Source organism: Flavobacterium sp. W20_MBD1_R3, from assembly GCF_052119725.1.
In the GTDB taxonomy this organism is placed as follows: domain Bacteria; phylum Bacteroidota; class Bacteroidia; order Flavobacteriales; family Flavobacteriaceae; genus Flavobacterium.
This window is the reverse complement of the sequence record NZ_JBGQOR010000003.1, coordinates 1-25,718: the sequence shown is the minus strand read 5'-3', so window position 1 is coordinate 25,718 and position 25,718 is coordinate 1. Positions and strand designations below refer to the sequence as shown.

The 25,718-nt window shown below is 34.1% G+C and carries 25 protein-coding genes; 3 read left to right on the top strand and 22 right to left on the bottom strand.

The genetic code is table 11. From position 1 onward, the window contains the following. Positions 1-44 precede the first annotated feature (44 nt). Both ACEN2F_RS06040 and ACEN2F_RS06035 read left to right on the top strand, forming a co-directional pair. Positions 45-1,076 (top strand): sensor histidine kinase, encoded by a 1,032-nt coding sequence (locus ACEN2F_RS06040; RefSeq protein WP_441736897.1) that lies wholly within the window; start codon positions 45-47, stop codon positions 1,074-1,076. After that, the gene (locus ACEN2F_RS06035; RefSeq protein ID WP_441736894.1) at positions 1,073-1,765 is read left to right on the top strand and encodes a LytR/AlgR family response regulator transcription factor; all 693 of its coding nucleotides are present in this window, start codon (positions 1,073-1,075) and stop codon (positions 1,763-1,765) included. The genes ACEN2F_RS06040 and ACEN2F_RS06035 overlap by 4 nt, the downstream gene beginning before the upstream one ends. Positions 1,766-1,773: 8 nt before the next feature. On the opposite strand, the gene ACEN2F_RS06030 is transcribed toward ACEN2F_RS06035, so the two are convergent. The 15 genes from ACEN2F_RS06030 to ACEN2F_RS05960 all read right to left on the bottom strand — a co-directional run bounded on the left by ACEN2F_RS06030 (position 1,774) and on the right by ACEN2F_RS05960 (position 17,038). After that, a complete protein-coding gene (locus tag ACEN2F_RS06030; RefSeq protein WP_441736891.1) occupies positions 1,774-3,204 on the bottom strand; it encodes an OprD family outer membrane porin in 1,431 nt (476 codons plus the stop codon). A 104-nt stretch (positions 3,205-3,308) separates the two neighbouring features. After that, on the bottom strand, positions 3,309-5,009 hold the full coding sequence (locus tag ACEN2F_RS06025; RefSeq protein ID WP_441736889.1) for a bifunctional metallophosphatase/5'-nucleotidase: 1,701 nt from the start codon (positions 5,007-5,009) through the stop codon (positions 3,309-3,311). A gap of 31 nt (positions 5,010-5,040) precedes the next feature. Continuing rightward, positions 5,041-6,321 (bottom strand): OmpP1/FadL family transporter, encoded by a 1,281-nt coding sequence (locus tag ACEN2F_RS06020; RefSeq protein ID WP_441736887.1) that lies wholly within the window; start codon positions 6,319-6,321, stop codon positions 5,041-5,043. 477 nt (positions 6,322-6,798) lie between these two features. Further along, positions 6,799-7,224: a DsrE family protein gene (locus tag ACEN2F_RS06015; protein ID WP_441736885.1), complete on the bottom strand. Its 426-nt coding sequence runs from the start codon at positions 7,222-7,224 to the stop codon at positions 6,799-6,801. 24 nt (positions 7,225-7,248) lie between these two features. Beyond that, positions 7,249-8,313, bottom strand: coding sequence for a c-type cytochrome (locus tag ACEN2F_RS06010; protein WP_441736884.1), 1,065 nt, complete (start codon positions 8,311-8,313; stop codon positions 7,249-7,251). Between the two features lie 6 nt (positions 8,314-8,319). Further along, complete coding sequence (locus ACEN2F_RS06005) at positions 8,320-8,817, bottom strand: DUF6691 family protein (protein WP_072944174.1); 498 nt, start codon at positions 8,815-8,817, stop codon at positions 8,320-8,322. 10 nt (positions 8,818-8,827) lie between these two features. After that, a complete protein-coding gene (locus ACEN2F_RS06000) occupies positions 8,828-9,397 on the bottom strand; it encodes a YeeE/YedE family protein (protein ID WP_441736882.1) in 570 nt (189 codons plus the stop codon). Positions 9,398-9,674: 277 nt separating this feature from the next. Next, a complete protein-coding gene (locus ACEN2F_RS05995; RefSeq protein WP_441736881.1) occupies positions 9,675-10,244 on the bottom strand; it encodes a TlpA family protein disulfide reductase in 570 nt (189 codons plus the stop codon). 60 nt (positions 10,245-10,304) lie between these two features. Continuing rightward, positions 10,305-11,519, bottom strand: a complete 1,215-nt coding sequence (locus ACEN2F_RS05990) for an MFS transporter (RefSeq protein WP_441736879.1) — start codon at positions 11,517-11,519, stop codon at positions 10,305-10,307. Between the two features lie 60 nt (positions 11,520-11,579). Continuing rightward, positions 11,580-11,891, bottom strand: a complete 312-nt coding sequence (locus tag ACEN2F_RS05985; RefSeq protein WP_441736877.1) for a DUF202 domain-containing protein — start codon at positions 11,889-11,891, stop codon at positions 11,580-11,582. A 238-nt stretch (positions 11,892-12,129) separates the two neighbouring features. Further along, on the bottom strand, positions 12,130-12,447 hold the full coding sequence (locus ACEN2F_RS05980) for a rhodanese-like domain-containing protein (protein ID WP_441736875.1): 318 nt from the start codon (positions 12,445-12,447) through the stop codon (positions 12,130-12,132). Positions 12,448-12,458: 11 nt separating this feature from the next. Continuing rightward, positions 12,459-13,859, bottom strand: a complete 1,401-nt coding sequence (locus ACEN2F_RS05975) for an MBL fold metallo-hydrolase (protein WP_441736873.1) — start codon at positions 13,857-13,859, stop codon at positions 12,459-12,461. Between the two features lie 86 nt (positions 13,860-13,945). Beyond that, positions 13,946-14,614 carry a carbonic anhydrase gene (locus ACEN2F_RS05970; protein ID WP_441736871.1) on the bottom strand — a complete coding sequence of 223 codons (669 nt, stop codon included), beginning with the start codon at positions 14,612-14,614 and terminating at the stop codon, positions 13,946-13,948. Positions 14,615-14,749: 135 nt separating this feature from the next. Continuing rightward, a complete protein-coding gene (locus ACEN2F_RS05965; RefSeq protein WP_441736870.1) occupies positions 14,750-16,165 on the bottom strand; it encodes an MBL fold metallo-hydrolase in 1,416 nt (471 codons plus the stop codon). A 228-nt stretch (positions 16,166-16,393) separates the two neighbouring features. Next, a complete protein-coding gene (locus ACEN2F_RS05960; RefSeq protein ID WP_113636890.1) occupies positions 16,394-17,038 on the bottom strand; it encodes a peroxiredoxin in 645 nt (214 codons plus the stop codon). Between the two features lie 362 nt (positions 17,039-17,400). Here ACEN2F_RS05960 and ACEN2F_RS05955 point away from each other — a divergent pair, with 362 nt between their 5' ends. Beyond that, entirely contained in the window at positions 17,401-18,144 is a 744-nt protein-coding gene (locus tag ACEN2F_RS05955) for a substrate-binding domain-containing protein (protein WP_441736868.1), read from the top strand. Positions 18,145-18,470: 326 nt separating this feature from the next. Here the strand turns inward: ACEN2F_RS05955 and ACEN2F_RS05950 are convergent, their stop codons facing one another. The 7 genes from ACEN2F_RS05950 to ACEN2F_RS05920 all read right to left on the bottom strand — a co-directional run bounded on the left by ACEN2F_RS05950 (position 18,471) and on the right by ACEN2F_RS05920 (position 25,537). Further along, positions 18,471-20,579 carry a TonB-dependent receptor domain-containing protein gene (locus tag ACEN2F_RS05950; protein ID WP_441736866.1) on the bottom strand — a complete coding sequence of 703 codons (2,109 nt, stop codon included), beginning with the start codon at positions 20,577-20,579 and terminating at the stop codon, positions 18,471-18,473. Between the two features lie 34 nt (positions 20,580-20,613). Then, positions 20,614-20,934, bottom strand: coding sequence for a hypothetical protein (locus ACEN2F_RS05945; protein ID WP_113636882.1), 321 nt, complete (start codon positions 20,932-20,934; stop codon positions 20,614-20,616). A 174-nt stretch (positions 20,935-21,108) separates the two neighbouring features. Next, entirely contained in the window at positions 21,109-21,705 is a 597-nt protein-coding gene (locus ACEN2F_RS05940; RefSeq protein ID WP_441736864.1) for a class I SAM-dependent methyltransferase, read from the bottom strand. Positions 21,706-21,756: 51 nt separating this feature from the next. Next, the gene (cydB, locus tag ACEN2F_RS05935; protein ID WP_441736862.1) at positions 21,757-22,794 is read right to left on the bottom strand and encodes a cytochrome d ubiquinol oxidase subunit II; all 1,038 of its coding nucleotides are present in this window, start codon (positions 22,792-22,794) and stop codon (positions 21,757-21,759) included. Positions 22,795-22,815: 21 nt separating this feature from the next. Continuing rightward, a complete protein-coding gene (locus tag ACEN2F_RS05930; protein WP_441736860.1) occupies positions 22,816-24,168 on the bottom strand; it encodes a cytochrome ubiquinol oxidase subunit I in 1,353 nt (450 codons plus the stop codon). A 6-nt stretch (positions 24,169-24,174) separates the two neighbouring features. Further along, positions 24,175-24,513 (bottom strand): DUF983 domain-containing protein, encoded by a 339-nt coding sequence (locus tag ACEN2F_RS05925; protein ID WP_441736858.1) that lies wholly within the window; start codon positions 24,511-24,513, stop codon positions 24,175-24,177. Positions 24,514-24,652: 139 nt separating this feature from the next. Next, positions 24,653-25,537: a helix-turn-helix domain-containing protein gene (locus ACEN2F_RS05920; protein WP_441736856.1), complete on the bottom strand. Its 885-nt coding sequence runs from the start codon at positions 25,535-25,537 to the stop codon at positions 24,653-24,655. Positions 25,538-25,718 lie beyond the last annotated feature (181 nt).

Sequence of the window (25,718 nt, the reverse complement as noted above, 5' to 3'; positions counted from 1 at the left end):
ATTCAAATTATATATCGTTCCTTTGATACTTGAATTAAAGAGTAATGAAATGGAAATTTAAACCGATTTTAGAAAATAAATGGGAGCAGGAAATAGCTATTTTGGTTTTTTCTTTTATCCTTTTTACACTCAACGACTGGGTTTTTATACAAAGTTGGAAAGGTTTTAGTAACGGTTTGCTCTATTTTGTCGTTCTGTATTTTCACGCACAGCTCAATCGTTTTTTTCTGCTTCCTATTTTATTAAAAAAGCAGCAGCCTTTTTTTTATTTTCTGCTGACTCTGGTTTTAATCGTTGTTTTTACAGTTTTTTTATATGAAGCTACGACCGGCTTTATTTATAAAAATTGCTTCTTATACAAATCTGCCCATCAAAAAACGTATCAGTTTCAATTTGCTACCTTGTCCGGAACGCTGGTTTGTATTTTGGGAACCTTACATATTTTAGAACATTATCGGGATCAAAAAAACAAGACCAACAAGGCATTGTTATCCAATCAGGTGCAGCTTAATGCTTTGAAGAACCAGTTTAATCCCCATTTTTTGTTCAATACGATGAATACACTTTACGGAATTAGCCTTCGATATCCGGAACGCACTTCGGAAATGATTATGGAAGTTTCACAGCTGATGCGGTATCAGGTGGAGCAGGGGAATAAAGAATTCGTTTCATTAGAAAATGAAATTGCCTTTATTTCCAGTTACATCCAGCTGGAAAAAGAAAGAGTAGGTTACCGCTGCAGTATCGATTTTGATTACGAATGCGATCAGGAAGGACGGTATGAAATTGCACCGATGATTTTGATCACTTTTATTGAAAATGCTTTTAAGCACGGAGCCGCCACGATTGAAAAGTGTTTTGTAACTATTGATATAAAGGTGATTAAAGGAAAATTGTGCATGAAGGTAGCCAATTCAGTTCCACAGCATAAAAAAGAAGTGGTTTCTACCAAAATTGGTCTAAAAAATACGAGAGAAAGATTGGAAATTGTTTATCCGAAAAAACATCGAATTGAAATCACGCAAAACGCTCAAGATTATACCGTTAATTTAGTAATTGAACTCCGCCAAGTATGACCGTTAGAAAATGTATTATTGTAGATGATGAACCTGCTGCGCATTACGTTTTGGTGAACTATATCAGCCAAAACCCACAATTGGAACTGGTGCGGCAGTGTTATAATGGTATTGAAGCTTTAAATTATCTTCGGTCGAATCCTGTTGATCTAATGTTTTTAGATATTGACATGCCTGAAATATCGGGACTGGAACTTTTACGAACCCTTACTGATCCGCCCAAAACAATTTTGACCACAGCATATTCAGAATTTGCATTGGAGAGTTATGAATTTGGTGTTTTTGATTACCTATTAAAGCCCATTTATTTTCCGCGTTTTTTGATATCGATGGAGCGCTTCTTTTCCGCTTATGCTGATGAAAAGCCCGAACGAATAAATCCGATTATTGCAGTAAAAATTGACGGATTCCTATTTGATTTAAATATAAATGATATTCTTTTTGCCCAAAGTTGCGGTAATTATGTCAAAATTTTTACGTTAAAAAAAATATATCTTGCTTCGATGACGACAATTGAACTTGAAAATAGTCTTTCTTCGGAACTTTTCATGCGAGTCCATAAATCCTATATTGTAGCCATTGCAAAAATTAAGGATTGGGAGCGGAATATGGTCATTATCAATAACGAGCAAATTCCAGTGGGCATTACTTATAGAAGGGCATTGACGGAGCGATTAAATCTAAAATAGTCTACAGACTAGAAATTGAAATTGAGTATAAAATTGATATTACTCATATTTGTTTTATTGAAAATATAATTTTTATTCCCATAGGTTTCCCCTACATTGAACTTGTGCACGTACAATAATTGCGCATCAAAACCTTTTAATATTCCCTGAAATTGATAGCGAATATCAGCATTAGTCTGCACATAAGAAGGTAATCCGTATTTATTCATTGCAGCGTTTTTCACATCCGGTAAATCAAAATATCCTACCGCCAAATGAGATTTGAATGTCTTTTTAAGATTCGTATATTGTATTTTAGTCATTACTGCATTTACATCCCCAAAACCTTCATTCCGTTCTCTGGCCATAAAGGTGTAAAACGGGTCTCGTCCCCATTCTCGGGGCATTAAATACCTTCCTTTAGCCGTTATTCGGTTGTAATTTAAAGTAATTTCTATTTTTTTATTTTGCCAGCCTAATCTTCCTCCAAAAGTTTGAGAATTGCCGTTTTTTTCAAAATAGGTTTTGCTAGGATCTTCATTCCCTCCAAAATTCAGCGCGTTTTGATAGATCGTCTGAAAACCAAAAAGTAACTTTGAATTTGGATTTAAATCGTATTTATAGTCCATTTGAAACAATGCCGAATTAAATATATTCTCAGCATATTGGTTCCATAAAAGTGTTTTTAAATTTTTTACTGATTCATTTTGTATCCCAACAATATAAATCCCTTCGCTGTCTAGATTTCCTGAATAATCGGATTTTGTTCCATCAGGATTCAAGCCAGTTGGATATATTCCTATAGATTCTCCAACTCTAAAATATTTCATGGTGCTTCGCGGCGAAATCCCGTATAGGTAACCCACATTAATTTTAGTTTTTTTGAGTTCATTAAAATCAATCCAAATTCCATCTACTTCTGTAGGTCGCATTCTGCCGTCCTGCAAGTTTATGAATGAAGTATTCAGCAATTGTTTTCCAAGGGTTACATTAGAATTTTTGTAGATGTATTTTAAATATAATTCTTCTAAGCGGCTTAAATTGCCTTTACTTGAGACATTTTGAAAATCAAAAAGTGCCACTTCATATCTGTTAGATAGATTTGTTACCGAGTCTTTTTTAGAAAAATCAGAGGATCCAATATCATAAATGTAATAGCCGCTGACACCAAATTGAAAATTATGGAATTTAGCGGTTTCAAACTTTACGCCACCACCAATTGCATTGGCATAATAATCGGTTAAGCCATTTTCATTGTTGGTACCCATAAAAAAATAACGAAAATGACCACTGAAGTTTCCGCTTTTAAAAGCATTTAAAATTGAGGTGGAATCAATTTTTTCGTTACTTTTTTCTTTCCAAACAGTTGGTTTGTCTGATATCTCTTGATGCTGTGCCGATGCATGGATACTTATTAAAAGTAAAAAAGTTGAAATTATTATGGAGAAAAAAGATTTCATTTGTAAGTCTTTAATTTTTGACAAAAATAAACCCAACGGTAATAAATGTAGGTAACATTTATCACAGTTAGGCAAATTACATAAGAAATTAAATGCTCAGAATGCTATCTAAACGTGTAATCAACACCAGTAACTTGAGTTAATAGGGTCTCTGGAGCATCAAGAATGATAGCGTTTTTTTGTGGTGTAGGAGTAACTGGAGAATTTTGTTTTAAATAGTCTTTCATTACCGAATGCAAAGTTGCATTAGTATTTTTGGCATCCATAACACCTTTCATTCTGCAAAGCATGTCCACAGGATCGCCGTCACGCTCACAGGCCATGATTGAATATATTTTTTCAGGATCTAATGGCGTATTTTTAACCGTAATACTTTGCACTCTTTTATCTAATTCTGCAAAAGCATTAAAGCGTACTTCCATTCCTTTAAACTTCACTACCCAACCGCCAAAACGTTTCGAAGCGTCTTGCGCAAAAACATTGTTTAATTCTTTTTCTAGCCAGTTTTTCAATTGTTTTCCAGTTACTTTTGCTGTTCTTACCGTGCTGTCAACGGGTAACATATCAAAAATAAATCCGTTTGTGATGGGAATATTTCCGGTTTCATCCGGAGTTGTTTTAGGTGGACAAAAACGGAATCCATTAGAAAGGTTAATGTCAATTTCAGGAAATTTCCAGTGCAAAGCATTTAAAATCATTGTGTCAATGGGATTTTCTACCACAAAATAGCGGTACAAAGGAATTGTGCTGTAACCAATAACCTGATTGATTTTTTCTTGATAAACGGATTCTTTTTCTTTTAATAATTTTTCAATTTTAGCATCGGGTTTTATTTTTGGGGAATCAACTTCAATTAATTCATAGTTGTCTTCAATGACTTTTCCGTTTAAAATTGTCAATTCTAATTTTCCAATAAAGGAACCAAATGCTCCTGGTTCCACCACTTTAGAATATTTACAAACAATAGGTTTGCGTACTCTTTCATGCGTGTCGCCACCTAAAATGTAGTTAACACCTTCGCATTCCGGTCGGTTTGCCAATGCAATTTGCTGGGATAAACCCAAGTGTGCGATTATAATTACATAGCTGCATTGCTCTTGATTTCTAAGTACATCCACGTAATGTGCCAGATTTTCTTCGGGATTGGTATATAGAATTCCTTTGCTGTAATTTGGACTTTGTCGCAACGGTACTAAAGGATCCGTGTAGCCTAGAAAACCAATTTTTGCTCCGGCTACATGCCAAATAGTATACGGCTGAAAAATAAGTTCGCCTCGTTTTCCCTCGCCTAAATCATGGTACATATTGGTGCAAATTTTTGGCGCATCGAGAGAACCTAGTAACGTCTGCATTTTTCTTTTGCCATAAATTACTTCCCAGTTTCCAGGCAAATATAAATCATAATCTAAGGCATTCAATATGGGAATAAAAGCTTCGCCAGTAGTTTCTACACTTAATTCGCTACCCTGAAACATATCACCTGTGTCAATGATATAGGTGTTTGGGTTTTTCTTTTTGAGTTGTTTCAGTAAAGTTGCCATGTAAGCGTAACCGCCCGTTTTTCTAAAAACAGCTTTCCCATTTTCCCAAAATAGCTCATCGTGCGGATGAATCTGACAATGCACATCGGTGGTTTGAAGGATGGAAATCGTTACCGGTTTATTACGGTCAATTACAGCATCTACTGTCATTTCTTCGGTTTCATTTGTGTTTGCAATAGCAGAAAGGGGCGAAATAATCGCTGCTCCCAGACTTAGTGTTCCTACTGATTTTAGGAAATTTCTTCGGTTGTTATTAGATTCCATTATATTCATTTAAAATGATTATTATTTTAAACTATATTTTGTATGAAATACCCAGCATTAGCATACTCGTATCCATTTTGTAAGAAACTTTGCTATTAGGAACTGTGCCTAACGAATCATTTTGCCCAGCTAACATTGGGTTGTATATAGGTCCCTCGGTACTGCCGTCACTTATAGCATTATGATATACGGCATTCAACGTTAATTTTTCAGAAAATTCATATCCAAACCCAAATTGATAGGCATTTTGAATTACTGCGGTCGCAGAAGTTGAGAAAAATGCTAATTCCGGTTTAATAGGATTGGTATTGTAGGTATAACCTACTCTTAAAGGTAATTTTTTGATTCCTTTATATTGTGCGCCTAAAGATAAAATTTGCATGTCTTTCCAACCAAAACCTTTTACAGCACTTGTTGCAGACCATCCATAGTCTTGAAAACCTTCTGTTTTTGAGTATTCTACTTGTCTGAAATCAAACGCTAAATCTACTTTACTGTTTGAATATCCAACTCCTAATGAATAAACTGCAGGGAAATTCATTTTAAAAGAGTTTTCTGAAGTGGAATTGTCTAAATAGGTATTTTCAAATTCAAAATTAGAGAACTGTTGTTCAGTTTTATAACTGGCTCCTAATTTAAAACCTTCTTCATTTTGGTAAAAAATACCGATTTGTCCCCCAAAACCTGTTGCCATTGCATTATTAGTAGTCGGATAACCAGCTATTGTGGGGCTAGCGGTAGGATTTGGTTTCAATTCCAATGTAGCAATATTGAAGTTTGGACTTACGCCAATGGAAACTGATTTAGACAGTTTATAAGCGTAGCTTAAACCAGTTTGAAGCATCATATAATTGGAAGTTAAATTTCCAAAACCGCCCATAGATTGAGGCATATTTATCGGGTTTGACGTGCTTTCAGGAAAATCAACACCAAAACCGCTTACTCCAAACGCAAATGCTCCAAAGGAATGTTTACTGTCTTTTTTTCCGTAAACAAAACCCAAGGAAGGCATGATTGAATTGCTTTTTACATCCGTAGAGGTACCGCTCATAAGTCCATTAGGCGTAGGTACGGTCGATGAAAGCTCTGGATTCGCCATAAATAAACCTACATTTAAGGAGATCGTGCTGCCTTCAAATACGGATATTGCTGCGGGATTCCATTTTAAAGCACCGCTAATATCAATTGGTTGCGCTGTTGAAGCACCTCCCATAGACATATTCACGGCTCCAACTCCCTGCATCAAATGTCCAGATTGTGCAAAAAGGCCTGTAATAAATAAAAGCGAAATGATGGTTAGTCTATTTTTCATAGGTATTGTGGTTTATTTGGTTGGTTAATAGATTTAGTATTTTTAATTATAATTTTTATAAAATGGGTTATAAACATTTTTCAGTTTTACATTATAAATCATAAAACTCGAAATAGTGTTTTTACATTTAATTTTTTAAATGGATTAGTTAATTAAAATTCAAATTAATAATAACTTATGCTGATTAGTCCTGATTTAATGACCAATTGAATTCATCCTTTATGAAGGGTATTTTTATTTTGATGTTTAAGAAAACGATTTCGTAAATTTGATACAGTTTCTCCATAATTTAAAATGATAGTAAAAAAAAACGCATATCGAACTAGTTATAATTTACTAAATTGACAAATATCGCGTACCGGTGTGCTGTAAATTAGTATATCAAAATGAAATAAAATTTAAATTTTTATTTTGATAACGCAACTATAAAATAGACTGATAAGCGACAATGAGATCTTAGATTCCAAATGTATTATATTAGAATCCGCCCTTGATGTATGTCCAGCCTTGCTCTTGTTTTTCTACAATTTCGGCTATTCCTACCGGTACATATTCAACTTCCGATATCAATTGATCTTTAGTGACTTTTTGACTTTTCAAGGTGTTTTCACACACTAAAAAACGAACACCTTTAGCCCGAAGCGCTTTTATAGCTTGTATTTGTTTTGATTTCCCTGACATGACAAACGGTAAACCCATACTATGAATCACTACTTCGTACTTTGCCTTAGGCCAATGCGCTGTTAGGTTATTCAACTGGTTTACAATTGCTTTTTGTTGTAAAGTATCAGCAGCATTGGTAAACTGAAAAACGATTTTGTGTTTGTTAGGCTTTTTTTGTGCTAATGTAACAACTGAAATCATGCTAAATACAAGAATAAATGAAAGCGTGAGGTTTTTCATATTTTGGTTTTAAAGTAGTTAATTTTATTTTTTCTTTTTTGCTTCTTTAATCGGTTTGAAAGGTCCGAATTTATGTTGGTTTTCTGTAAATGAATCTGAAAATGGACCAAAAGGGTGATCCACGGGTTTTTTTGAAATATCGGGCCAGTCTTGGCTTAAATCTTTAGATGGTCTATCAAGACTTTCCACGTAAGCCGCAATATCCCAAGATTCTTCATCTGATAATTGAGGATTTTCATACGTTGCACCCAAGGGCATATTGTATTTGATATAACCTGCAAAACGACTAATTCTAAACAATCCTGCACCACTATTATATGAACTCTTGCCCCAAAGTGGCGGATACGTATATTCTTTTTTGTCTGCTGCCAAAATCCCCTCACCATTCACCTGATGGCAACTCGCACATTTAGCATCATACAATGCTTTTCCTTTTACAGGATCAGCCGCACGATCTAAATACTCCAAATCATAAATTCCAGCCGCATTTGCTTCTTTTCCTTTAGGGACATTACTGCCAATATATTCTATGTACGCGATCATGGCTTTCATTTCCCTTTCATCTTCTTTTAACGGTTGACCGTTTAAGCTTCTTTCCATACAATCGTTGACTCTTTTATATAGATTTTCCACTTGACCACTTCGTGCTCTCATTTTTGGATACATCGAGTATACGGAACCGTAATTGTTTCCCCAAGGTTTTGTACCGGCATCCAGATGGCAATTGTTGCAATTCATTCCATTCGTGATTTGTTTCACGCTACCATTTGGACCTAAATATTTAGCCGTATGTGCAATTAGATCTTTTCCATATTCGACTTCTTGTTTTGCTATAGTATCTTTAATTAGACTAATATCAGCAGGTTTCCAGAATTGTGCTATTTCATTTTGCAAAATCACTTTTTTCTTAGCATCTACATAAAGAGAATCGATTTGCGTATCGCTTTTTTGAAACCAAGTACTGATTGAGGTATTAAAAAACAAAACGACGAACAAAACCATTATCAAGAAGATAATGGTTGTAAACAGATAAATCAGCCTTTTTACAAATGATTTAAATTGGACTATATTTTGTTTTTCTGGATTCATATTTAATTAATGAGGCAGTTTATCTCTGAAATAACCATATACCCAAGTTCCCACAATTGCAAAAAACAACGTAACAATCATCACTGTGGCACCAGTTCCAATTTGTGCAAATAATGGACCAGGACAAGCTCCTGTTACTGCCCAACCCAAACCAAAGATAAGTCCTCCGTAGATTTGTCCTTTGTTGAAGGTTTTGTCATGAAATTCAATTTTTTCGCCATAAATGGTTTTTATATTAAATTTTTTAATCAGGAAAACGGATATTATCCCAACCACAACTGCGCTTCCTATAACACCATACATATGAAAAGATTGGAATCGGAACATTTCCTGAATGCGATACCAACTGATAATTTCTGCTTTGATGAAAACAATACCAAACAAAATACCAATAACTAAGTATTTTAAATTATGGTACCATTTGTGTTCCAATTGGCTCTCGTTGATACAAACCGTGTCTAAAGAACGCGTTTCGAAATCTGTATTTTGATCTTTAATATTCATAATTCGTGATTTAAAGTGAAAGAATAAATGGTAAAATAACATTTGCCATAATTAATCCGCCAATGAAGAAACAACAAGTTGCTATAAGCGATGGCATTTGTAAATTAGACAAACCGGAAATAGCGTGACCACTGGTGCAACCTCCCGCATAACGAGATCCAAAACCAATAAAAAAGCCACCAATAACCATCATAAAAAAGCCTTTAATTGTAAATAAACTTTCCCACGAGAACAATTGTTCTGGCAACATTCCATAAATTTCGGTTATACCGTAACCTGCTAATTCGGCTTTTAGATTTCCATCAATGATGATTGGATTTGGATTAGATAAAAAGCTGTATGCGATTACACCACCTAATAAAATGCCGAAAACGAAAAACATATTCCAGATTTCTTTTTTCCAATCGTATTTGAAAAACTTTATGTTTGCCGGCAAGCACATGGCGCAAGTATGACGCAATGAGGCGCTGATGCCAAATGATTTGTTTCCAATGATTAACAAAGCCGGAACTGTAAGTCCAACTAATGGGCCTGCAATATACCAAGGCCAAGGTTCTCTGATTAATTCTAAAATTTCCATATTTATTTTTTTATTAACACAAAGGTTATATTTATAAATTAGTTGTTATGTTACTTTTGTCACACAAGGAAAAAATAATTAGAAAATATGATAAATATCTTGTTTTAAAGATTTTAATTTTTGTAATGATAGTAAAAAGGTACAATTATAAAACAAAAAAAGTATCAAATTTCTAAGATACTTTTACTTTTTAACTAAAAATAATGGTGCTTTTTTTTTCTAAAGTATTTGTTTATAGTTAATTATGAAGTCTTTAGAAATAAATTTTTAATTCTGATTATTTTTTTAATAACTCATCTATCTTTTCTCGAAACGAATCGCTATTCCAGTCCGCCGTTCCAATTTTAGCAACTATTACATTCCCTGATTGATCAATAACATAAGTTGCCGGAATAGTTGAAGATTCCAGTTCTATAGGAGTATTGCTAAGTGATTGATAAATAGGAAGTTTAAGGTTTTCTTTTATCATAAATGCATTTGCTTTTTCAAAGGAATCCGTTGTCACAAACAAAAAGACCATTTTATCTTGATAATCAACATATAATTTTTGAATACTCGGCATTTCGGCAATACAAGGCGGACACCAAGTAGCCCAGAAATTAATGAATACTATTTTTCCTTTGTAAGCTTCTAATGAAACCGTTTTTCCGGTGGCGTCTTTTAATTGCCATTGGTAAGTAGAAAGCATTTTTTGGTCAGTTATTGCGATTGTTTTGGGAGAAAAAGCAATTAAACGGTTCAGGTGAACTTTTACAAAAGTGCCTAACGGACTGAACAGCAGCAGTGCTATAAATACGATAAAAACAATATTTTGAATAGTAGATTTTTTTGATTTTTTTGGTTCCATTTTTTAATTATTATTTTCTAAAAAGAGATTATTCTCGATTCAATTTACATGTTTTTTGTTTTACAAAGTGTCTTTTGGCATTCGGATTTCAATAATCAGTGACGAAACAATGGTGATTATGCCTATTAGCACAATAGCATAATTGATTCCAAATAAATCAGCTGTTATTCCTGAAATAATTGCTCCTATCGCATATCCTAAATCTCTCCAAAGTCGGAATGTACCTATGCTTTCAGCTCTCTGGTGTGGAGTTGTCGCTTGCGCAATTGCTGATAAAAAAGTGGGATAAACTAAAGCCGTTCCCAAACCTAAAAAGGCTGAAATAGCGGCCAACTGGTAGAAAGCTGTCGCAAAAGGAATAAAAAGAATCGCGATTCCCTGCAGTAACATTCCCCAAAACAGCATCTTTTTTTTCGAATAAACATCAGACATTTTTCCGGTTATTAATTGTCCAAAACCCCAAACGGTAGGGTAAATAGCAGTTATAATTCCAATATTCTGAGAATCATAATTCAACGAAAGCAAAACAATAGGCAACAGTCCCCAAATCATACCATCATTCAGGTTATTGACTAATCCGGCTTGCGTTATGGCGCTTAACGTTTTGTTTTTGAAAGTGGTCTCCAGAAAAATGTTTTTCAATTTTTCAGTTTTATTCGTTGTGTTTTCTTGGTGTACAAATACTCGGGTATCTTTCACGAAAAACAAAGTCAACAGAAAACCAATTATTGAAATCCCAATTCCCAAGTAAAAAGGGTAGGGCGTAATACCGTATTTTTGAGCGATATAGCCAGAAAAAAATGCAACTAAACCAACGGCAAAATAACCGGCAAACTCATTGAGTCCCATCGCCAATCCACGATCTTTTTCTCCTACCAAATCAATTTTCATCACCACCGTGCTGCTCCAAGTAAGTCCTTGACTTATTCCCAATAGAATATTGGCGAAAATCACCCAGTTCCAAGTTTCCGCATTTATTAAAATAAAAGGAATTGGTATGGCCAGAATCCAACCAAATAAAAGCAGATTTTTTCTGCCAAAACGGTTCGCCAGTTTGCCCGTAAAATAATTGGTAATTGCTTTTGTAATTCCAAAGGCAACGATGAACGATAGAATAGCCGTTTTTGAAGCAATACGAAATTCAATTTCAGCAAATTTTGGAATAATCGTTCGTTCCATTCCTATCATTCCGCCAACAAAAGCATTGACAATAACCAAAATGGTAAACTGTTTCCAGTTTTCTTTAAGTCCAAGTTTGGTTGTGTTTGTTTTCAATTGAGGTTTTGTTATGGATTATAAATTTCCGTTTGGAAATATAATTAGGGATAACAGGGTTTAGTATAATTTGTAATATTCTAATTGGTATTCGCCGATATGTTTTTTGTTTTGAGCAATCGATTTTTTGTGTTTATAATAGTTCACCGTTCCAAAAACAATAATGATAAATGAAATGATAAAAAGTGCGATTTCAATCAGTAAACTATTTTCAATTTTCAACAGATTTCTCAAACTTAAGCCTGCAATCAAAAAATACATGGAGGTTCTCAAAAAAGAGAGAAAGGTTGATTGATTTGCCAATGTTGTACGCTGCAAGGCTAATTTCTCTCTTAAAATTAAGTCTTTGTTTGCTGGTTTTTTCTCTTCCATGGTCTTTTATTTGTTTAAATTAGTGCAAAAGTAATTAAGTCATATTCGTTTATTAAAAAAGGTAAAATCAATACCTTTTTTAGAAATACTATCAAATTTACTCTTTATTTAAGTCAATATGACTGTCCGTTACTAATACCAATGTAATTAATTTCGATTTCTAAATAAATAAGTGTGCAGTTTAAAACAGATATTTTTCTTGTTTTAAACTGCACACTATTTTAAAACTAGTACGGTTTTATTTATTGATCATTTCATTTACATCTTGCCAAGTACCGCCATTAGTAACGTTTTTGAAACCATTCTGTTCCAAAATCATTTTGGCTTGACCGCTGCGATTTCCACTTCGGCAGAAAACAATAATATGTTCTTTCCCTTTAAATTTTGCTAATTGACTCGCTACCTGATCCAAAGGAATATTGGTAGATCCTTTGACATGACCTTCAGCGAATTCTGCTGGTGTGCGAACATCTACAAGGAACGCACCTTCTTTTATTATTTTTTCCATTTGTGTGGTGTCTTTTTTTGAAAATATATTTTTAAAAATTCCGAACATAATTGTGGTTTTTAGTATTCAACGGCATTATTTTGGCTCACCCATTGATTCATTCCAGGAGAATAATTAAGTACATTTTTATAACCATTTCGTGCTAATAAAGAATAGGCAATTGCCGCTCTATCTCCGCCTTGGCAATGGATTAATACTTTTTTATCTTTACTTATTTTGTCTAGATTATTCACTAAAGTACCTACAAATACATTGTCAGCTCCTTTGATGTGACCTGCATTGTATTCTGCAACACCGCGAAGATCTACTACCTGAACATCTTTTTCTAGTTGTAAGGCTTTAAATTCTTCAATAGTAATATGATTTACAGTTTCTAAAGAACCGCCGTTTTCTTCCCATATTTTCGTAGAAGGAATGTACCCGTGGATATTGTCTAATCCGATTCTCATTAGTTTTCTGGTCAAATCATCTAATTGCGATTCATCGGCAAGCAATATAAAAGGCTCTTCATACGTAAGAAACCATCCTGCCCAAGTTGCAAAAGAATTGTTCCCTTGAATATTAATACTTCCCGGAATAAATCCTTTAGAAAATTCCGATTTATCTCTGGCATCAATCAATTTAATTCCTTTTTCTAAAGCTGCTGTTAATTCGCTAAAGTCCAGTTGTTTCAATTTCGGTACAGCTGTAAGCAACGGACGGTCAACTTTATTTAGTTTTTTCATCATCGCAAAATACTTTGGTGGTTCCGGTTGGTCTTCCAATAAATATTTTACAAATCCAGCTTCATCATTTTTATGTTGAAAAGCCCAGTTTCTTATTTTTTCATAACCTACAGTTGTGCTTGGAACAGCTCCTAAAGCTTTTCCACAAGCTGAACCTGCTCCGTGGCCTGGCCAAACTTGAATGTATTCAGGTAATGCATCGAATTTATTAATGGATTGATACATTTGTTTGGCACCTGCGTCTTGAGTTCCTTTCATTCCTGCTGCTTTTTCTAACAAATCAGGTCGCCCTACATCTCCAACAAATACAAAATCACCAGTGAACAACATGACAGGCTCTTCGCTGGCAGGGGTATCTGTCAAAAGAAAACTGATGCTTTCTGGAGTATGTCCTGGTGTGTGAACCACTTCTAATTTTAAGTTTCCTACTTTTAGAACATCACCATCTTTTATGTCAACATGCGGGAATTCATATTTCCAATCTGGCCCACCTTCCGCTGAAAGATACATTTCTGCTCCCGTCAATGCGGCTAATTCTCTAGATCCAGCAAGAAAATCAGCATGAATGTGTGTTTCTAAAATATGAGTAATTTTCATATTGTTTTGTTTGGCAATTTCAAGGTAGGTATCAACATCCCTTTTAGGATCGATAACTGCGGCTACTCCTGCTTTTTGACAGCCAATAAAATAACTTGCCTGAGCAAGACTCTTGTCGTAAATGTGTTGAAAATACATATCGTTTATTTTTTTAAGTTTCTAATTTATTTGACAAAATTAATGCATGAATTCTTTAAATTTGGTGACTAATGTTACATAGCAGTTTACAACTGAATTATTTTGCCTGTGTGCACGTCATAACGCATGGAAATAATTTTAGTTTTATGCTCTTTTACAATTGAATTTTCCTGAACAAGTTTGTTTGAATGTTCAATATTTGCATTGATGCAACCTAATAGATTGTCTTGTTTTGGCGTTTTTTTTTCGGCTTCTTGTTCCTCTTTTTCTTCTGCGATAGTTTCTACAATGTCATCAATATGATTCAGATGCTTTTTGTAATTGTTATCTTTATCACTAATATATGCTTTAATAGCACCACATTCTGTGTGTCCTAAAATTACGATTAATTTTACATCCAGATGCTCAACTGCATATTCAATGCTACCCATATCAATGTCAGAAATCAGGTTTCCAGCATTTCTGATTACAAATAAATCGCCTATCCCTTGGTCGAACAGAATTTCAGGAGAAACTCTGCTATCAGAGCAAGTGACCACAACGGCAAAAGGATGTTGTACATTTTGATTTTCTAAAACTGATTTTTTATTCTGATGAGGATGAATTGTTTTTTCTTCTAAAAAGCGCTTATTCCCAGAAACTAATTTTTCTAATGGAGTCTGATTTTTATTTTCTTCCAAATTTCTTGTATCGGTTTTATCACATCCGGTTGCAGCGAAAAGAACTAAGAGGGAGACTAAAATTATTTTTTTCATTACACTGTATCTTTTAATTTTCTTCAAAAATACTGACAGTAATGCTCCTATATAGTGACTATTATCACTTTGGAACAAAAAAAAGAGAGAGAACCTTTTCAGATTATCTCTCCTTAAATTGAGCAAAACTAGTTTTTATAATAATGTTGTCGGACATACATAATCTGTTTTTGGAAGACTGGTTTCTTTTATTTCTGTAAAACCACCAATGACATCAACAAAATTATCCCAGCCACGCATTTTTAGAATTGATGCGGCTAACATGCTGCGATAACCGCCGGCGCAATGCAGGATGAATGGTTTTTCTTTTGGAAATTCAGCCAAGTGATTGTTGATTTCGTTTAACGGAATATTTATTGCTCCCACCAAATGTTCCGATAAATATTCGCTTTTCTTTCTGACATCAAAAACGGGAATTGCCTCATTTTTTAGTTTTTCTTCCAGTTCTGTTGGAGTAATTCGGGTTTGTGTATCTACCTCTTTGCCTGCTTTTTTCCAAGATTCAAAACCCTCTTTTAAGTATCCAATTGTATTGTCGTAACCTATTCGAGAAAGGCGAACCATGCTTTCTTCTTCTTTTCCGGGCTCGGTAACTAATAATATTTCTTGTTTTATATCAGGAATCATTTCGCCCACCCACATGGCAAAATTACCATCTAAACCAATATTAATACTATTTGGAATAAATCCATTTGCAAATTCAGATGCTAATCGCGTATCCAAAATTAAGGCACGAGTTTCATTGGCAATCAACTCAAATTCTTCTGGATTTAAAGGTTTATTTGCTTTTTTAAGCACTGCATCTAAACTTTCGTACCCATTGATGTTCATCAAAACATTGGCTGGGAAATATCCTGGAGGAGCTGTTAAACCTGTTAACACCGCAGTAACAAACTCATCTTCGGTCATTTTTGGATTTAATGCGTAATTTGTTTTCTTTTGATTTCCCAAAGTATCGGTAGTTTCTTTACTCATCATTTTCCCGCAAGCTGAACCTGCACCGTGATTGGGATATACAATTAAATCATCAGACAAAGGCATGATTTTGTTGCGTAAAGATTGGTAAAGATGTCTGGCCAGTTTGTCTTCAGTCAAATCAGCAACAACGTGTTGCGCTAAATCGGGACGGCCCACATCCCCAATAAATAAGGTGTCGCCAGTTATGATTCCGTGTTCTTTTCCGTTTTCGTCAATCAATAGAAAAGTAGTACTTTCCATGGTGTGTCCCGGTGTATGAATCACTTTTACTTTATAGTTTCCAATTTCAAAAATCTGTCCATCTACAGCAGAAATAATTTCATAAGCTGGCTTTGCTGTTGGGCCGTAAACAATTTTTGCATTTGTTTTGTTGGCTAAGTCCAAATGTCCCGAAACAAAATCCGCGTGAAAATGCGTCAGAAAAACGTACTTAATTTTAGCATTGTCTTTAAATGCTCTGTCGATGTAAGGTTGCACTTCGCGTAATGGATCAAAAATGGCAGCTTCTCCGTTACTTTCTAAATAATAAGCTGCGTGTGCAATACATCCGGTATAAATTTGTTCGATTTTCATAATCAAGGTTTTTGAATTAATAATAGTTTCAGATCAATAAGATTGTGGCAAATTTAGAAGACACTTTTAATTTCCAAAGTGATAATTATCATACTAAAATAACTCTTTTATCAGTAAATACAGTATGTGACAAAAGGCACAGAAGGAAATACAACTGCTGTTTTTTATTTATTACGAATAAAAAAACCATCACAAGGATGGTTTTAATTAATGAAAGATTAGAGTTGTTTAAAGTGATTTTTTGGCTAAATACCAGTCCACCATTTCTAAATTACTTTTCTTTCTTTCTGCTAAAGCTTCCACAGTTTTAGGCGCTGGGATAATTACTTTATCGCCCGGTTGCCAATCAAGAGGCATTGCTACTTTATGCTCATCTGAAGTTTGTAAAGCCAGTAGAGAGCGTTTAATCTCTGCCATGTTTCTACCTACATTTAATGGGTAATACATGATCAAACGTACTTTTCCTTCTGGATCCATAATGAAAACGGCTCTAACAGCGGCAGTTTCACTTTCTCCTGGTTGTAGCATTCCGTATAATTTTGAAACCTCCATGCTAATATCGGCAACTATCGGGAATTCAAATAAAACGCCTGTTTTTTCATGAACTGCATTTACCCAAGCAATATGCGAGTGGATACTGTCAATACTAAGACCCATCAGTTTGGTATTATGTGCTGCAAAAAAATCTTTTTCTAAAGCAAAACCACTCATTTCTGTTGTGCAAACTGGTGTGAAATCAGCAGGATGCGAAAAAAACACTACCCAACTTCCTTTATTGTACTCTGAAAATTTTAACTTTCCTGTTGTTGTTACCGCTTCAAAATCTGGGGCCATGTCGCCAATTCTTGGCATTAAAAATACTTTTTCTTCCATGATACTATTATTTTTGATTATTAATTTACTGATGCAAATATAATTTAGATAAATGTTGCTAAAGGTGACATTAGTTACATTAAATAGAAAAAAATTATTATATTTTTTTTATCAATAGATTTTTATTATTTACTAATTTTTTAAATTTATGGAAGTTTTAAAAGGAGAATTAGAAATGCAAGTGTTATCTGCTCTATACTATTTAAAAATATTATGCAATCAATAATAAATTGTACTAAGTAATTTAGGGTTTAAAAAATAAAATTCTAAATTTGGTTGTTTATAGTAAGTTTAGGTTTTGAATCTAATGTAAGTTAGAATTAAAAAAAAAACATTTTTTAGAAATATAAAAATATTTTAAAATGAAAGTCAGGTATTTTATTCTAGTTATATTGATTAGTTTTTCAAGTATACTAAAAGCTCAAACGGATACATTGTATGTTTATGGCCCTGGAGGACCAGCAGCTGCAATAGAGGAATGTGCAAAAATATTTTCAAGTAAAACCTCTATCCCTGTAAAAGTAAAAGCAGGTCCCGAAGTAGAATGGATTCAAGGTGCTAAACAGAATGCAGATTTAATTTTTGGAGGTTCAGAGTATATGCTTACACAATTTACCATGCAGCATGAAGGTTTAATTGATACCGCTACACGAACGGAATTATATAAAAGAGGCGCAGCAATTTTAGTACGTCCAAATAATCCTAAAAATATTACTTCCTTAAAAGACTTGACTAAACGAGGTATTCGAATTTTAGATGTGAATGGTGCAGGGCAATTAGGTATGTGGGAAGATTTAGCTGGCAGACAAAATCTGATAGGAGGAATTCAAAAAAATATTTACAGATCTTTTCCTAATACGGCAATGGCTATTAAAGCATGGAAAGAAGATAATACTTACGATGCATTTATAAGTTATGCATCATGGTATTTGAGATTAAAAGATGTCTCGACGTTAGTTACGATTCCTGCCAGAAATACGGTTTATAGAGGCACTCCTATTGCAATAACTACTGTTACTATACAAAATTCAGAGGCACAGTTATTTATTGAGTTTATGCTTTCAAAGGAAGGACATGCTATATTTAAAAAGTGGGGATGGGAATAATTAGCTAGAATTATAAAAGAATTGACAACTCTTTATCTACTGTTCACCTAACTATTTGGCAAGTTCTGATAGGTATGTTAAATAATAACTTAATTGAACTGCCTTATTTTTAGAAGCTTTGCCATAAATTTTCGCACTTGTTTCAAAAGCTAAAATTAAGTTTTATTTTTAACTTTTTGTGATTGCTAAGTGATGCAGGTTGAATTTTTTTTGTTTTTTAATTTAAAAAGGTAGAGTAGCTCATTTTGAGAGCGTCTCTACCTTTTAGGACTCCACTTTTCTAAAGTAGTCAGAGCATAAGAATCCGTTTTAATCTTTGGATTTTGCTAAAATGTATAATTCACAAAAACGGTAAAATTTCGTCCTATTTCGGTTATTGGAGTTCTTGAAAATCCAGTTTGGCCGTTGAAAGCATAACTTAAATGATTGTTGTATTGCTTGTCAAAAAGATTCAAAATTCCCATTCCTAGATTTAGGTCTTTTACAGGAGTAACACCCGCTTTTATGTCCATGATTTCATATCCTGAAGTTGGAATTTCATCATAGGATTTTGAGATTTTATTTTGCTCAGCAGTCAATGTATAATGAATTGCTGCCCAAAAAATGTCCTTTTCAAAACCAAGTTTCAATCGGGTTACCAAGGGCGGTGTAAGGGGTAAACTCTCCTTATAATCTTTATTCTCTGTGTAAACATAAGCGACTTCTGTCAGGAAATTAAAATACTTTGCAAATTTTATATCTCCAAAGATTTCGAATCCTGTTTTGAAAGCGTTTTCAATATTTCTAAAAACCTTTGGATGAATGGGTGGAGTAGTAGGGTTGTATTTTCTAATTAAGGTTTCATCAACCACTCCCATAATATAATTTTCATAGATAGAATAGTAAATGGAACTTCCGAATTTTATTTGTTCAAAAAAACCGGAAATAGTTTCTTTTCCTGTCAAACCTAATTCAAACTGATTATTGGTTTCCGCTTTTAGATTTGGATTTCCAATGTATTCGTAAGGGTCACGACCGATATTGAAATAGGAAATATAACGCTCCTCAATATTGGCAGCACGAGTTCCTCTCCCATAGGCAATTTCCAAAGTATAATCTGGAGAAAGTAATCTTTTATACGAAATGGTTCCGCTGAAGTTAGCCTCATTTCTTTGTTCTAAATTTGGATACAATGCAGCAAAACTAGGATCTAGATCCCTTGCTTCAGAAGTAACAAAATCTATTCTTGCCCCTACATTGAAAATTGATTTTTCAGATGCAAACCACTTAGCTTCCGCAAAGGTTCCAAAAGTATTATTGTAACTGTCTTGCCACACTTTGTCATAATAAGCCATTGGAGTTGGTAATACCATGCCGGCCATATTTCTTTTTACCAGTCGATCTCGTCCGCCTTCACGAGAAATGTTAACCATATCAAGACCAGTGAAAAGTTTCCAACGTTCAGTAAAATTCCATTCTGCTTCCAGTTTTCCTCCATAAGTCGTGGCATTTACTGCAGAAGACGCTTCGGTACTGGCATAAGCAGCTCTTCTTGTATTACTCATCAAGTGATCTACAAAAGAATAATAGACTTTAGCAGATAATCCTTTGAATGTTTTACTGTCGCTTATCCATTTGTAATCTAAACTTCCAATGGAGCTGTCATCAATGTCAGTATCCATAGACAATCCGGCATGAAGAACATCTCTTCCAAAATTCTGACGAAAATTGGCTTGTAATCTTTGATTATCAGTAAAATTATAGCCTACTTTTAGTCCATAGCTGGTACTTTTAAAAGAAGAGGGGATTTCAGTACCGTCACCATCTTTATAATTCCCATAATCTCGATAACTCAGATTTCCTGATATATCAAATTTGCCAAAGTTTCCGGCTAAATGTAGCATGTTTACTAATGAATTGCCATTGCTTTCATAACCAGAAGATAAGGAACCGGATACTTTTTTATCACTATCCTTAGCGTTTCTAGTCACTAGATTTACAACTCCTCCAAAAGTATTTCCATAGCGAACCGAAAAGGGACCTTTGATAATTTCTATTTTGCTGACTTCCTCAGGATTTACTAATGTGGTAATCGGATCCATTCGGTTGGGGCAGGCGTGCGATGCTTTTGTTCCACCATCGAACTGGACATTTAACTGTTCGTACTGACTTGCTCTAAAAGCGGGATCTACGGCATAGCTTCCTCTTTTAATCAAAGAAAAACCGTTGATATCACTGAATAATTCCCCTGCATTTTTTGGTTGGACTACTTTTTCCTTGTAATCTTGTTTTACGATAGTAAGTGTTGGGTCCGTTTTTGTGTTTCCGGTAACGATAACCTCATTTAATAATATCGTTTTTTTGTTTACTGTATCTTGCTTGTTTGTAGTTTCTTTGGTTTGTCCAAAAGATACAACAGAACACCATGGCAAAGCCACAATGAATGTATTTTTCATTTTAAAGTTTTAAAATTGATAGGATTTTTTTAATTTACGAAAATGAAAAAAAGTTTTGTGGAGGGTGAAAATTATTTCCAAAACTATTGAAATTATGCAGCTTACATTTTGTTTGGATGTTATTTTTTATTGCAATAAACAATTTGAATTCAATAATTTCGATGGGTTGAAAAAAGAGTACTATTTCTTTTTCAATACTAATATCTTTATCAGGATTTTGGTTTTCAGTTGCTTTCGCTATTTTTGCCAAAGCACACTTTCCATTACATTTCAAGATTGGTTTATCCTTGTTTTCGCAATATTTTTCGGTAAAGTCAGTATTATTTAATGAAAAATCAAGAATAGAATAAGTCATTCTTAAATTATAAAATAAAATAGATATTAAAAATACCGTTAAAAATATATATTTCAGTACTGTTTTCAAAAGAGAAGGGAGTTAACAACAGATTTTTGTAATCTTAAACAAATTTAAAGTATAATTTTTGTGTGTAAAGTGATAAAGGTCACCTTGAATTTATTTTAGTTTTTTTTATTTTTTGATTCCAATAAATCGTATAATATCGGCTTTGCCTTTATGAAATGCACCTTCGTTAAGTTCTACACTTTGTACTTCAAGTAACGTACAGTTTAGTTCTTCAAAATCTTCAAGTATCATTTCTTCTGAGTAAAGCATCGCTAAATCTTTAGGTCCACCAGAATTATTTTGCAATTGATTAGGATTAAAGGCTTCTATTATAATTTTGCCTCCGGGCTTCAACCAAGTGATTGCTTTTTGGTGTATTTTTTTTCGAATTGACGCAGGGAAATGCGCATAGATAAAAGCAACTGCATCGATAGTATTTTTTTCATAAGTTACCGTGACAGCATCTTCAATAGTATAATTAATGGATACATCTTTACGAGTAGCTAATTGAATTGCTTTTGATTTTCCTATTATACTGGTATCAAAAGCATGTACTTCCCATCCATTGGCGGCAGCATAAACGGCATTTCTTCCTTCGCCTTCACAGGGTAGAATGATTTTTCCGGGAGCTAACTGTTGGAGTTGTTCAGCGAAAAAAACATTAGGTTCTTCTCCATAAATATATTCTCTTTCGCTGTATCGTTCATTCCAAAAATTTTTCATATTTGTATATTCTTTATTTTTTTACGGATTAAAATCAAATGCTATTTCGAATTAATAACTTGTATCATCCAGTTTTACTTTTCCGTTGAATGTTCGGTATAAAAAGATAAAATAGGCTGCAAGTAAGGGTGTGCCAATCACCACAATGGTCAACATGATTCCCAATGATTTTTGTGATGAAGCGGCATTGTAAATGGTTACGCTATACTTTGGATCGATAGTAGAAATTAATAATGTTGGATACAATTGTAAAGCAACCAAAACAAGTAAAAACGCCATTGTCAGAGAGGAGAAAACCAGCGCGAGCATATATCTCTTTTTTGATGCTAAACGCGGAACATTGGCTACAGCCAAAAAAGAAATTATCGGAACAACGAAATAAAGCGGATTTGCTCTGAAATTTGCGGTAACTTCCGGTATAAAAACTAAAGTGTAAAGTGTGGTAATACCGAAGCTTATGATGAAAAATATCATTCCTTTTTTCAATAAGAAAGTAAGTCTTGCATGAAGTCTTCCTTCTGTTTTTAGTAATAAATAAATAGCGCCTTGGGTCATAAATAGCGATAAAGTGGTCAATCCAACCATTATTGCATAAGGATTCAGGAAAGAAAAAAACATACCGCCTTTGTATGCGAAATTGGGTCCTAGTGGAAAGCCTTGTAAAATATTACCTAAAACTACACCAAGCAAAAATGAAATCATAATACTGGAAATACTGTATACGTAATCCCAAGTTTTTCTCCACCAAAGCATTTCTTCATCACTTCTAAATTTGATGGCTACAGCACGAAGTACATTAAACATTAAAAAGAGCATAAAGGGAACATACATTGCCGATAACATTGTGGCGTACATTACCGGAAACCCAGCAAATAAAGCACCACCACCAATAACGAGCCATACTTGATTCGCATCCCAAACAGGAGCAATAGCGTTGATAGCAATTCTGCGACTTAAATCTTTTTTTAAAAATAGATGCCAGGCACCGGCTCCAAAATCAAACCCTTCTAAAATGGCATAACCTGAAAATAAAAGCCCTATAACTAAATACCATAAAGTAGGATAATCAACTCCTAAAAAATATTCCATAATTAATAATTTTTAAGTTTTTTATACGGTTGTAAAATTTACAGGTTTCTGAGCTTCTTCATAAGGGCCATGTTTGATTTTTTTGTTGACCATGTAGATGAATAAAACAAAAAGGATCGTATAAACCACTAAAAATAAGATTAAAGAAAAGAGGATGTGACTGGAAGTAACTTCTTGTGAAAAAGCTTTATCGGTTCGTAAAAGTCCATATACTACCCAGGGTTGTCTTCCCATTTCGGCTGCAAACCATCCTACTTGGTTGGCTATTTGTGGTAAAATTACAGCGAATGAAAAAACCCACAACAGCCATTTAGTTTCAAATAATTTTCCACGCCACCACATAAAACAAGCAAACAATGATAATCCAATTAAAGCCATCCCAATAGCAATCATAATATGATAAAACTGAAAAACAGCATTTATCTGGCTTGGGCGGTCTTCCACCGGAAAACTATTCAACCCCGTAATCGGCGCTTTAAAATCTTGGTGTACTAAAAACGACAATCCGCCAGGAATACCAATCCCGGTAACTTTTTGTTTTTCTTTATCAACCCAGCCTAAAAGATACAAGTCTGCTGGTGCTGATTTTTCGAAATGCCCTTCCATTGCAGCTAATTTTGCGGGTTGGTTTACTGCAACGCCATCTGCTGAACTGTGTCCAGACACTAACTGTCCTAAAGAAAAGATAGTAGCTACAACAAGCGCTATTTTAAATGCTTTTTTAGAAATTTCGACAAAACGACCTTTTCTGATATAATAAGCATGTACACTTAAGACCAAAAATGCTCCCGCCAAAATCGCTCCTTGCCAAGTATGGATGATTCGGTCTACGCTTGAGGGATTGAACACCATGGCCCAAAAATCAGTTACTTCGGCACGTGCCATTAATCCTTCACCCACGATGTGGAATCCTGCAGGTGTTTGTTGCCACGAATTAGCGACTACAATCCAAACTGCCGAAAACATCGAACCTAAAAAAACACCTAATGTAGAGACAAAATGAACCCAAGGCTTTACTCTGTTCCATCCAAAAAGCAAGACACCAAGAAAGGTGCTTTCTAAACCAAAAGCAAATAAACCCTCGGCGGCTAAAGCACTACCAAAAATATCACCTACAAATCTTGAATATACGGCCCAATTGGTACCAAATTCAAATTCCATGATAATGCCGGTAGCAACACCGATACCAAATGTTAAAGCAAATATTTTAATCCAAAAGCGCGTTAAAATTTCATATTCTTTATTTCCTGTTTTCAGGTAAAGTCCTTCCATAAGAACCATAATCAAACCGATACCAATGCTTAAAGGGGGATAGATATAATGAAAAGCGATGGTGAAAGCAAACTGAATTCGAGCAAGAATCTCTACGTCCATAATAAATTATTTTTTAATAGTATAGGGGTGAAATTTATCATCACCTTGAAAAAACATTGTCAACCACAACACTCTTGATAAACGCATTAACCAAGGTTGGAGTGCTATAAGGAGTACAACATTTAGAGGAAACCATAATAACACTTCTTTATTTTTGAAACCGTAACCTGTAGCAGCAATCCATGCTATAAAAGTTACTATTGATATGCCAACCGTTAATCCATAACTTACATAACCAGTTCCTTGATAAAACCCGGGTTCTAATTCGGTACGCTGACTGCAGAGGGAACATTTTTCGATTATTTTTTTGCCATCGGTGATATTATATCTTTTGTTTATGAACAATTTTCCTTTATGGCATCGGGGACATTTGAATCAAAATATATTTATTAAGAATTGAAGCGTATTTAAAATTTTAATCAAAAATAGTTCTTAAATACAAGGTCGTTTGTGATAATTGTTACTTAACAAGAACTTGTTTGTTTTAAAGTTGGTAGAATTGACTTGTATTAATAAATTTCCGTTTGAATGCATCGGGGGTTATGTTTTCATACTTCTTGAAGAAGCGACCAAAATAGGAATTGTCTTCAAAGCCTAATTCATAAGCAATTTCAGCGACTGTTTTTTGTTCGTGGATAAGTAAGCGCTTGGCTTCTAGCAGGATTCTATTTCTAATTAATTCCCCGGCTGCTATATTTACAACATCGTTGCAAACGGAATTGAGGTAATTGGGACGAATATACATTATGGAAGCATACTCTTTTACAAAGTGTTTTTGTTTATAATGTTTGTCTATCAGTTCTTCAAAATGATGAACAAGTTGCAAGGATTGACTGAATTCAGTATTTTTAGATATAGGTTCAAACAATCGGTTTAAATCTATTAATAATAAATTAAGCAGGGACCGTAAACTTTTCTCATAATCAGCTTCATTGGTTTTATATTCATTTAACATCCATATTGCAATTGATTTTATGTGTTCAAATTTTTCTACAGCAATTTTTAAATAAGGCTGATTATGACGATAGGTGAGAAACGAAAACTCGCTCAACTGATAGTTTTGATAACGAAGCGCAAAAAAATCACTTTCGAATACTAATATATATCCCTCAATTTTATCAAAATCCAGCCATTGGTGAATTTGTCCATTATACATACATGTTACAGATAGCGGTTCAATAGGACATTCCTTAAAATCAATTAATTGGGATCCATTGCCCTTTTCATTCAGCAAAATCATGTAATAATTATGGCGGTGCGGAATATTTAATTTTTGCATAAAAGGTAAAAAATCCGAAGTATGATACACCGCAAACTTTAGTTCATTTTGTGTTACTTCACTACATTTGATATTTTTAATTTCATTCATAAATTAATTATCCTAAAGAAGTTATCAAATAATAAATTGCCCAAGCAACAAAAACAATTATAGCAGCCCACAACCAAGATGGTACATTTTTAGGCGTTTCGCTCCCAAAAATTAAAAATTGTTTTTGATTTCCTTTTCCATAGGCATTAATCATCATAGGTAAAATTCCATCAACAACATC

What these genes read in the sequence shown, in the direction of transcription:
- ACEN2F_RS05965 (WP_441736870.1), bottom strand. Translation starts at nt 16,165, where the DNA reads ATGAAAATCGAACAAATTTATACCGGATGTATTGCACACGCAGCTTAT.
- ACEN2F_RS05970 (WP_441736871.1), bottom strand. Translation starts at nt 14,614, where the DNA reads ATGAAAAAAATAATTTTAGTCTCCCTCTTAGTTCTTTTCGCTGCAACC.
- ACEN2F_RS06010 (WP_441736884.1), bottom strand. Translation starts at nt 8,313, where the DNA reads ATGAATCCAGAAAAACAAAATATAGTCCAATTTAAATCATTTGTAAAA.
- ACEN2F_RS06040 (WP_441736897.1), top strand. Translation starts at nt 45, where the DNA reads ATGAAATGGAAATTTAAACCGATTTTAGAAAATAAATGGGAGCAGGAA.
- ACEN2F_RS05920 (WP_441736856.1), bottom strand. Translation starts at nt 25,537, where the DNA reads ATGAATGAAATTAAAAATATCAAATGTAGTGAAGTAACACAAAATGAA.
- ACEN2F_RS06035 (WP_441736894.1), top strand. Translation starts at nt 1,073, where the DNA reads ATGACCGTTAGAAAATGTATTATTGTAGATGATGAACCTGCTGCGCAT.
- ACEN2F_RS05985 (WP_441736877.1), bottom strand. Translation starts at nt 11,891, where the DNA reads ATGGAAGAGAAAAAACCAGCAAACAAAGACTTAATTTTAAGAGAGAAA.
- ACEN2F_RS06025 (WP_441736889.1), bottom strand. Translation starts at nt 5,009, where the DNA reads ATGGAATCTAATAACAACCGAAGAAATTTCCTAAAATCAGTAGGAACA.
- ACEN2F_RS06000 (WP_441736882.1), bottom strand. Translation starts at nt 9,397, where the DNA reads ATGGAAATTTTAGAATTAATCAGAGAACCTTGGCCTTGGTATATTGCA.
- ACEN2F_RS05995 (WP_441736881.1), bottom strand. Translation starts at nt 10,244, where the DNA reads ATGGAACCAAAAAAATCAAAAAAATCTACTATTCAAAATATTGTTTTT.
- ACEN2F_RS06030 (WP_441736891.1), bottom strand. Translation starts at nt 3,204, where the DNA reads ATGAAATCTTTTTTCTCCATAATAATTTCAACTTTTTTACTTTTAATA.
- ACEN2F_RS06005 (WP_072944174.1), bottom strand. Translation starts at nt 8,817, where the DNA reads ATGAATATTAAAGATCAAAATACAGATTTCGAAACGCGTTCTTTAGAC.
- ACEN2F_RS05950 (WP_441736866.1), bottom strand. Translation starts at nt 20,579, where the DNA reads ATGAAAAATACATTCATTGTGGCTTTGCCATGGTGTTCTGTTGTATCT.
- cydB (WP_441736862.1), bottom strand. Translation starts at nt 22,794, where the DNA reads ATGGAATATTTTTTAGGAGTTGATTATCCTACTTTATGGTATTTAGTT.
- ACEN2F_RS05940 (WP_441736864.1), bottom strand. Translation starts at nt 21,705, where the DNA reads ATGAAAAATTTTTGGAATGAACGATACAGCGAAAGAGAATATATTTAT.
- ACEN2F_RS05930 (WP_441736860.1), bottom strand. Translation starts at nt 24,168, where the DNA reads ATGGACGTAGAGATTCTTGCTCGAATTCAGTTTGCTTTCACCATCGCT.
- ACEN2F_RS06020 (WP_441736887.1), bottom strand. Translation starts at nt 6,321, where the DNA reads ATGAAAAATAGACTAACCATCATTTCGCTTTTATTTATTACAGGCCTT.
- ACEN2F_RS06015 (WP_441736885.1), bottom strand. Translation starts at nt 7,224, where the DNA reads ATGAAAAACCTCACGCTTTCATTTATTCTTGTATTTAGCATGATTTCA.
- ACEN2F_RS05975 (WP_441736873.1), bottom strand. Translation starts at nt 13,859, where the DNA reads ATGTATTTTCAACACATTTACGACAAGAGTCTTGCTCAGGCAAGTTAT.
- ACEN2F_RS05960 (WP_113636890.1), bottom strand. Translation starts at nt 17,038, where the DNA reads ATGGAAGAAAAAGTATTTTTAATGCCAAGAATTGGCGACATGGCCCCA.
- ACEN2F_RS05955 (WP_441736868.1), top strand. Translation starts at nt 17,401, where the DNA reads ATGAAAGTCAGGTATTTTATTCTAGTTATATTGATTAGTTTTTCAAGT.
- ACEN2F_RS05980 (WP_441736875.1), bottom strand. Translation starts at nt 12,447, where the DNA reads ATGTTCGGAATTTTTAAAAATATATTTTCAAAAAAAGACACCACACAA.
- ACEN2F_RS05945 (WP_113636882.1), bottom strand. Translation starts at nt 20,934, where the DNA reads ATGACTTATTCTATTCTTGATTTTTCATTAAATAATACTGACTTTACC.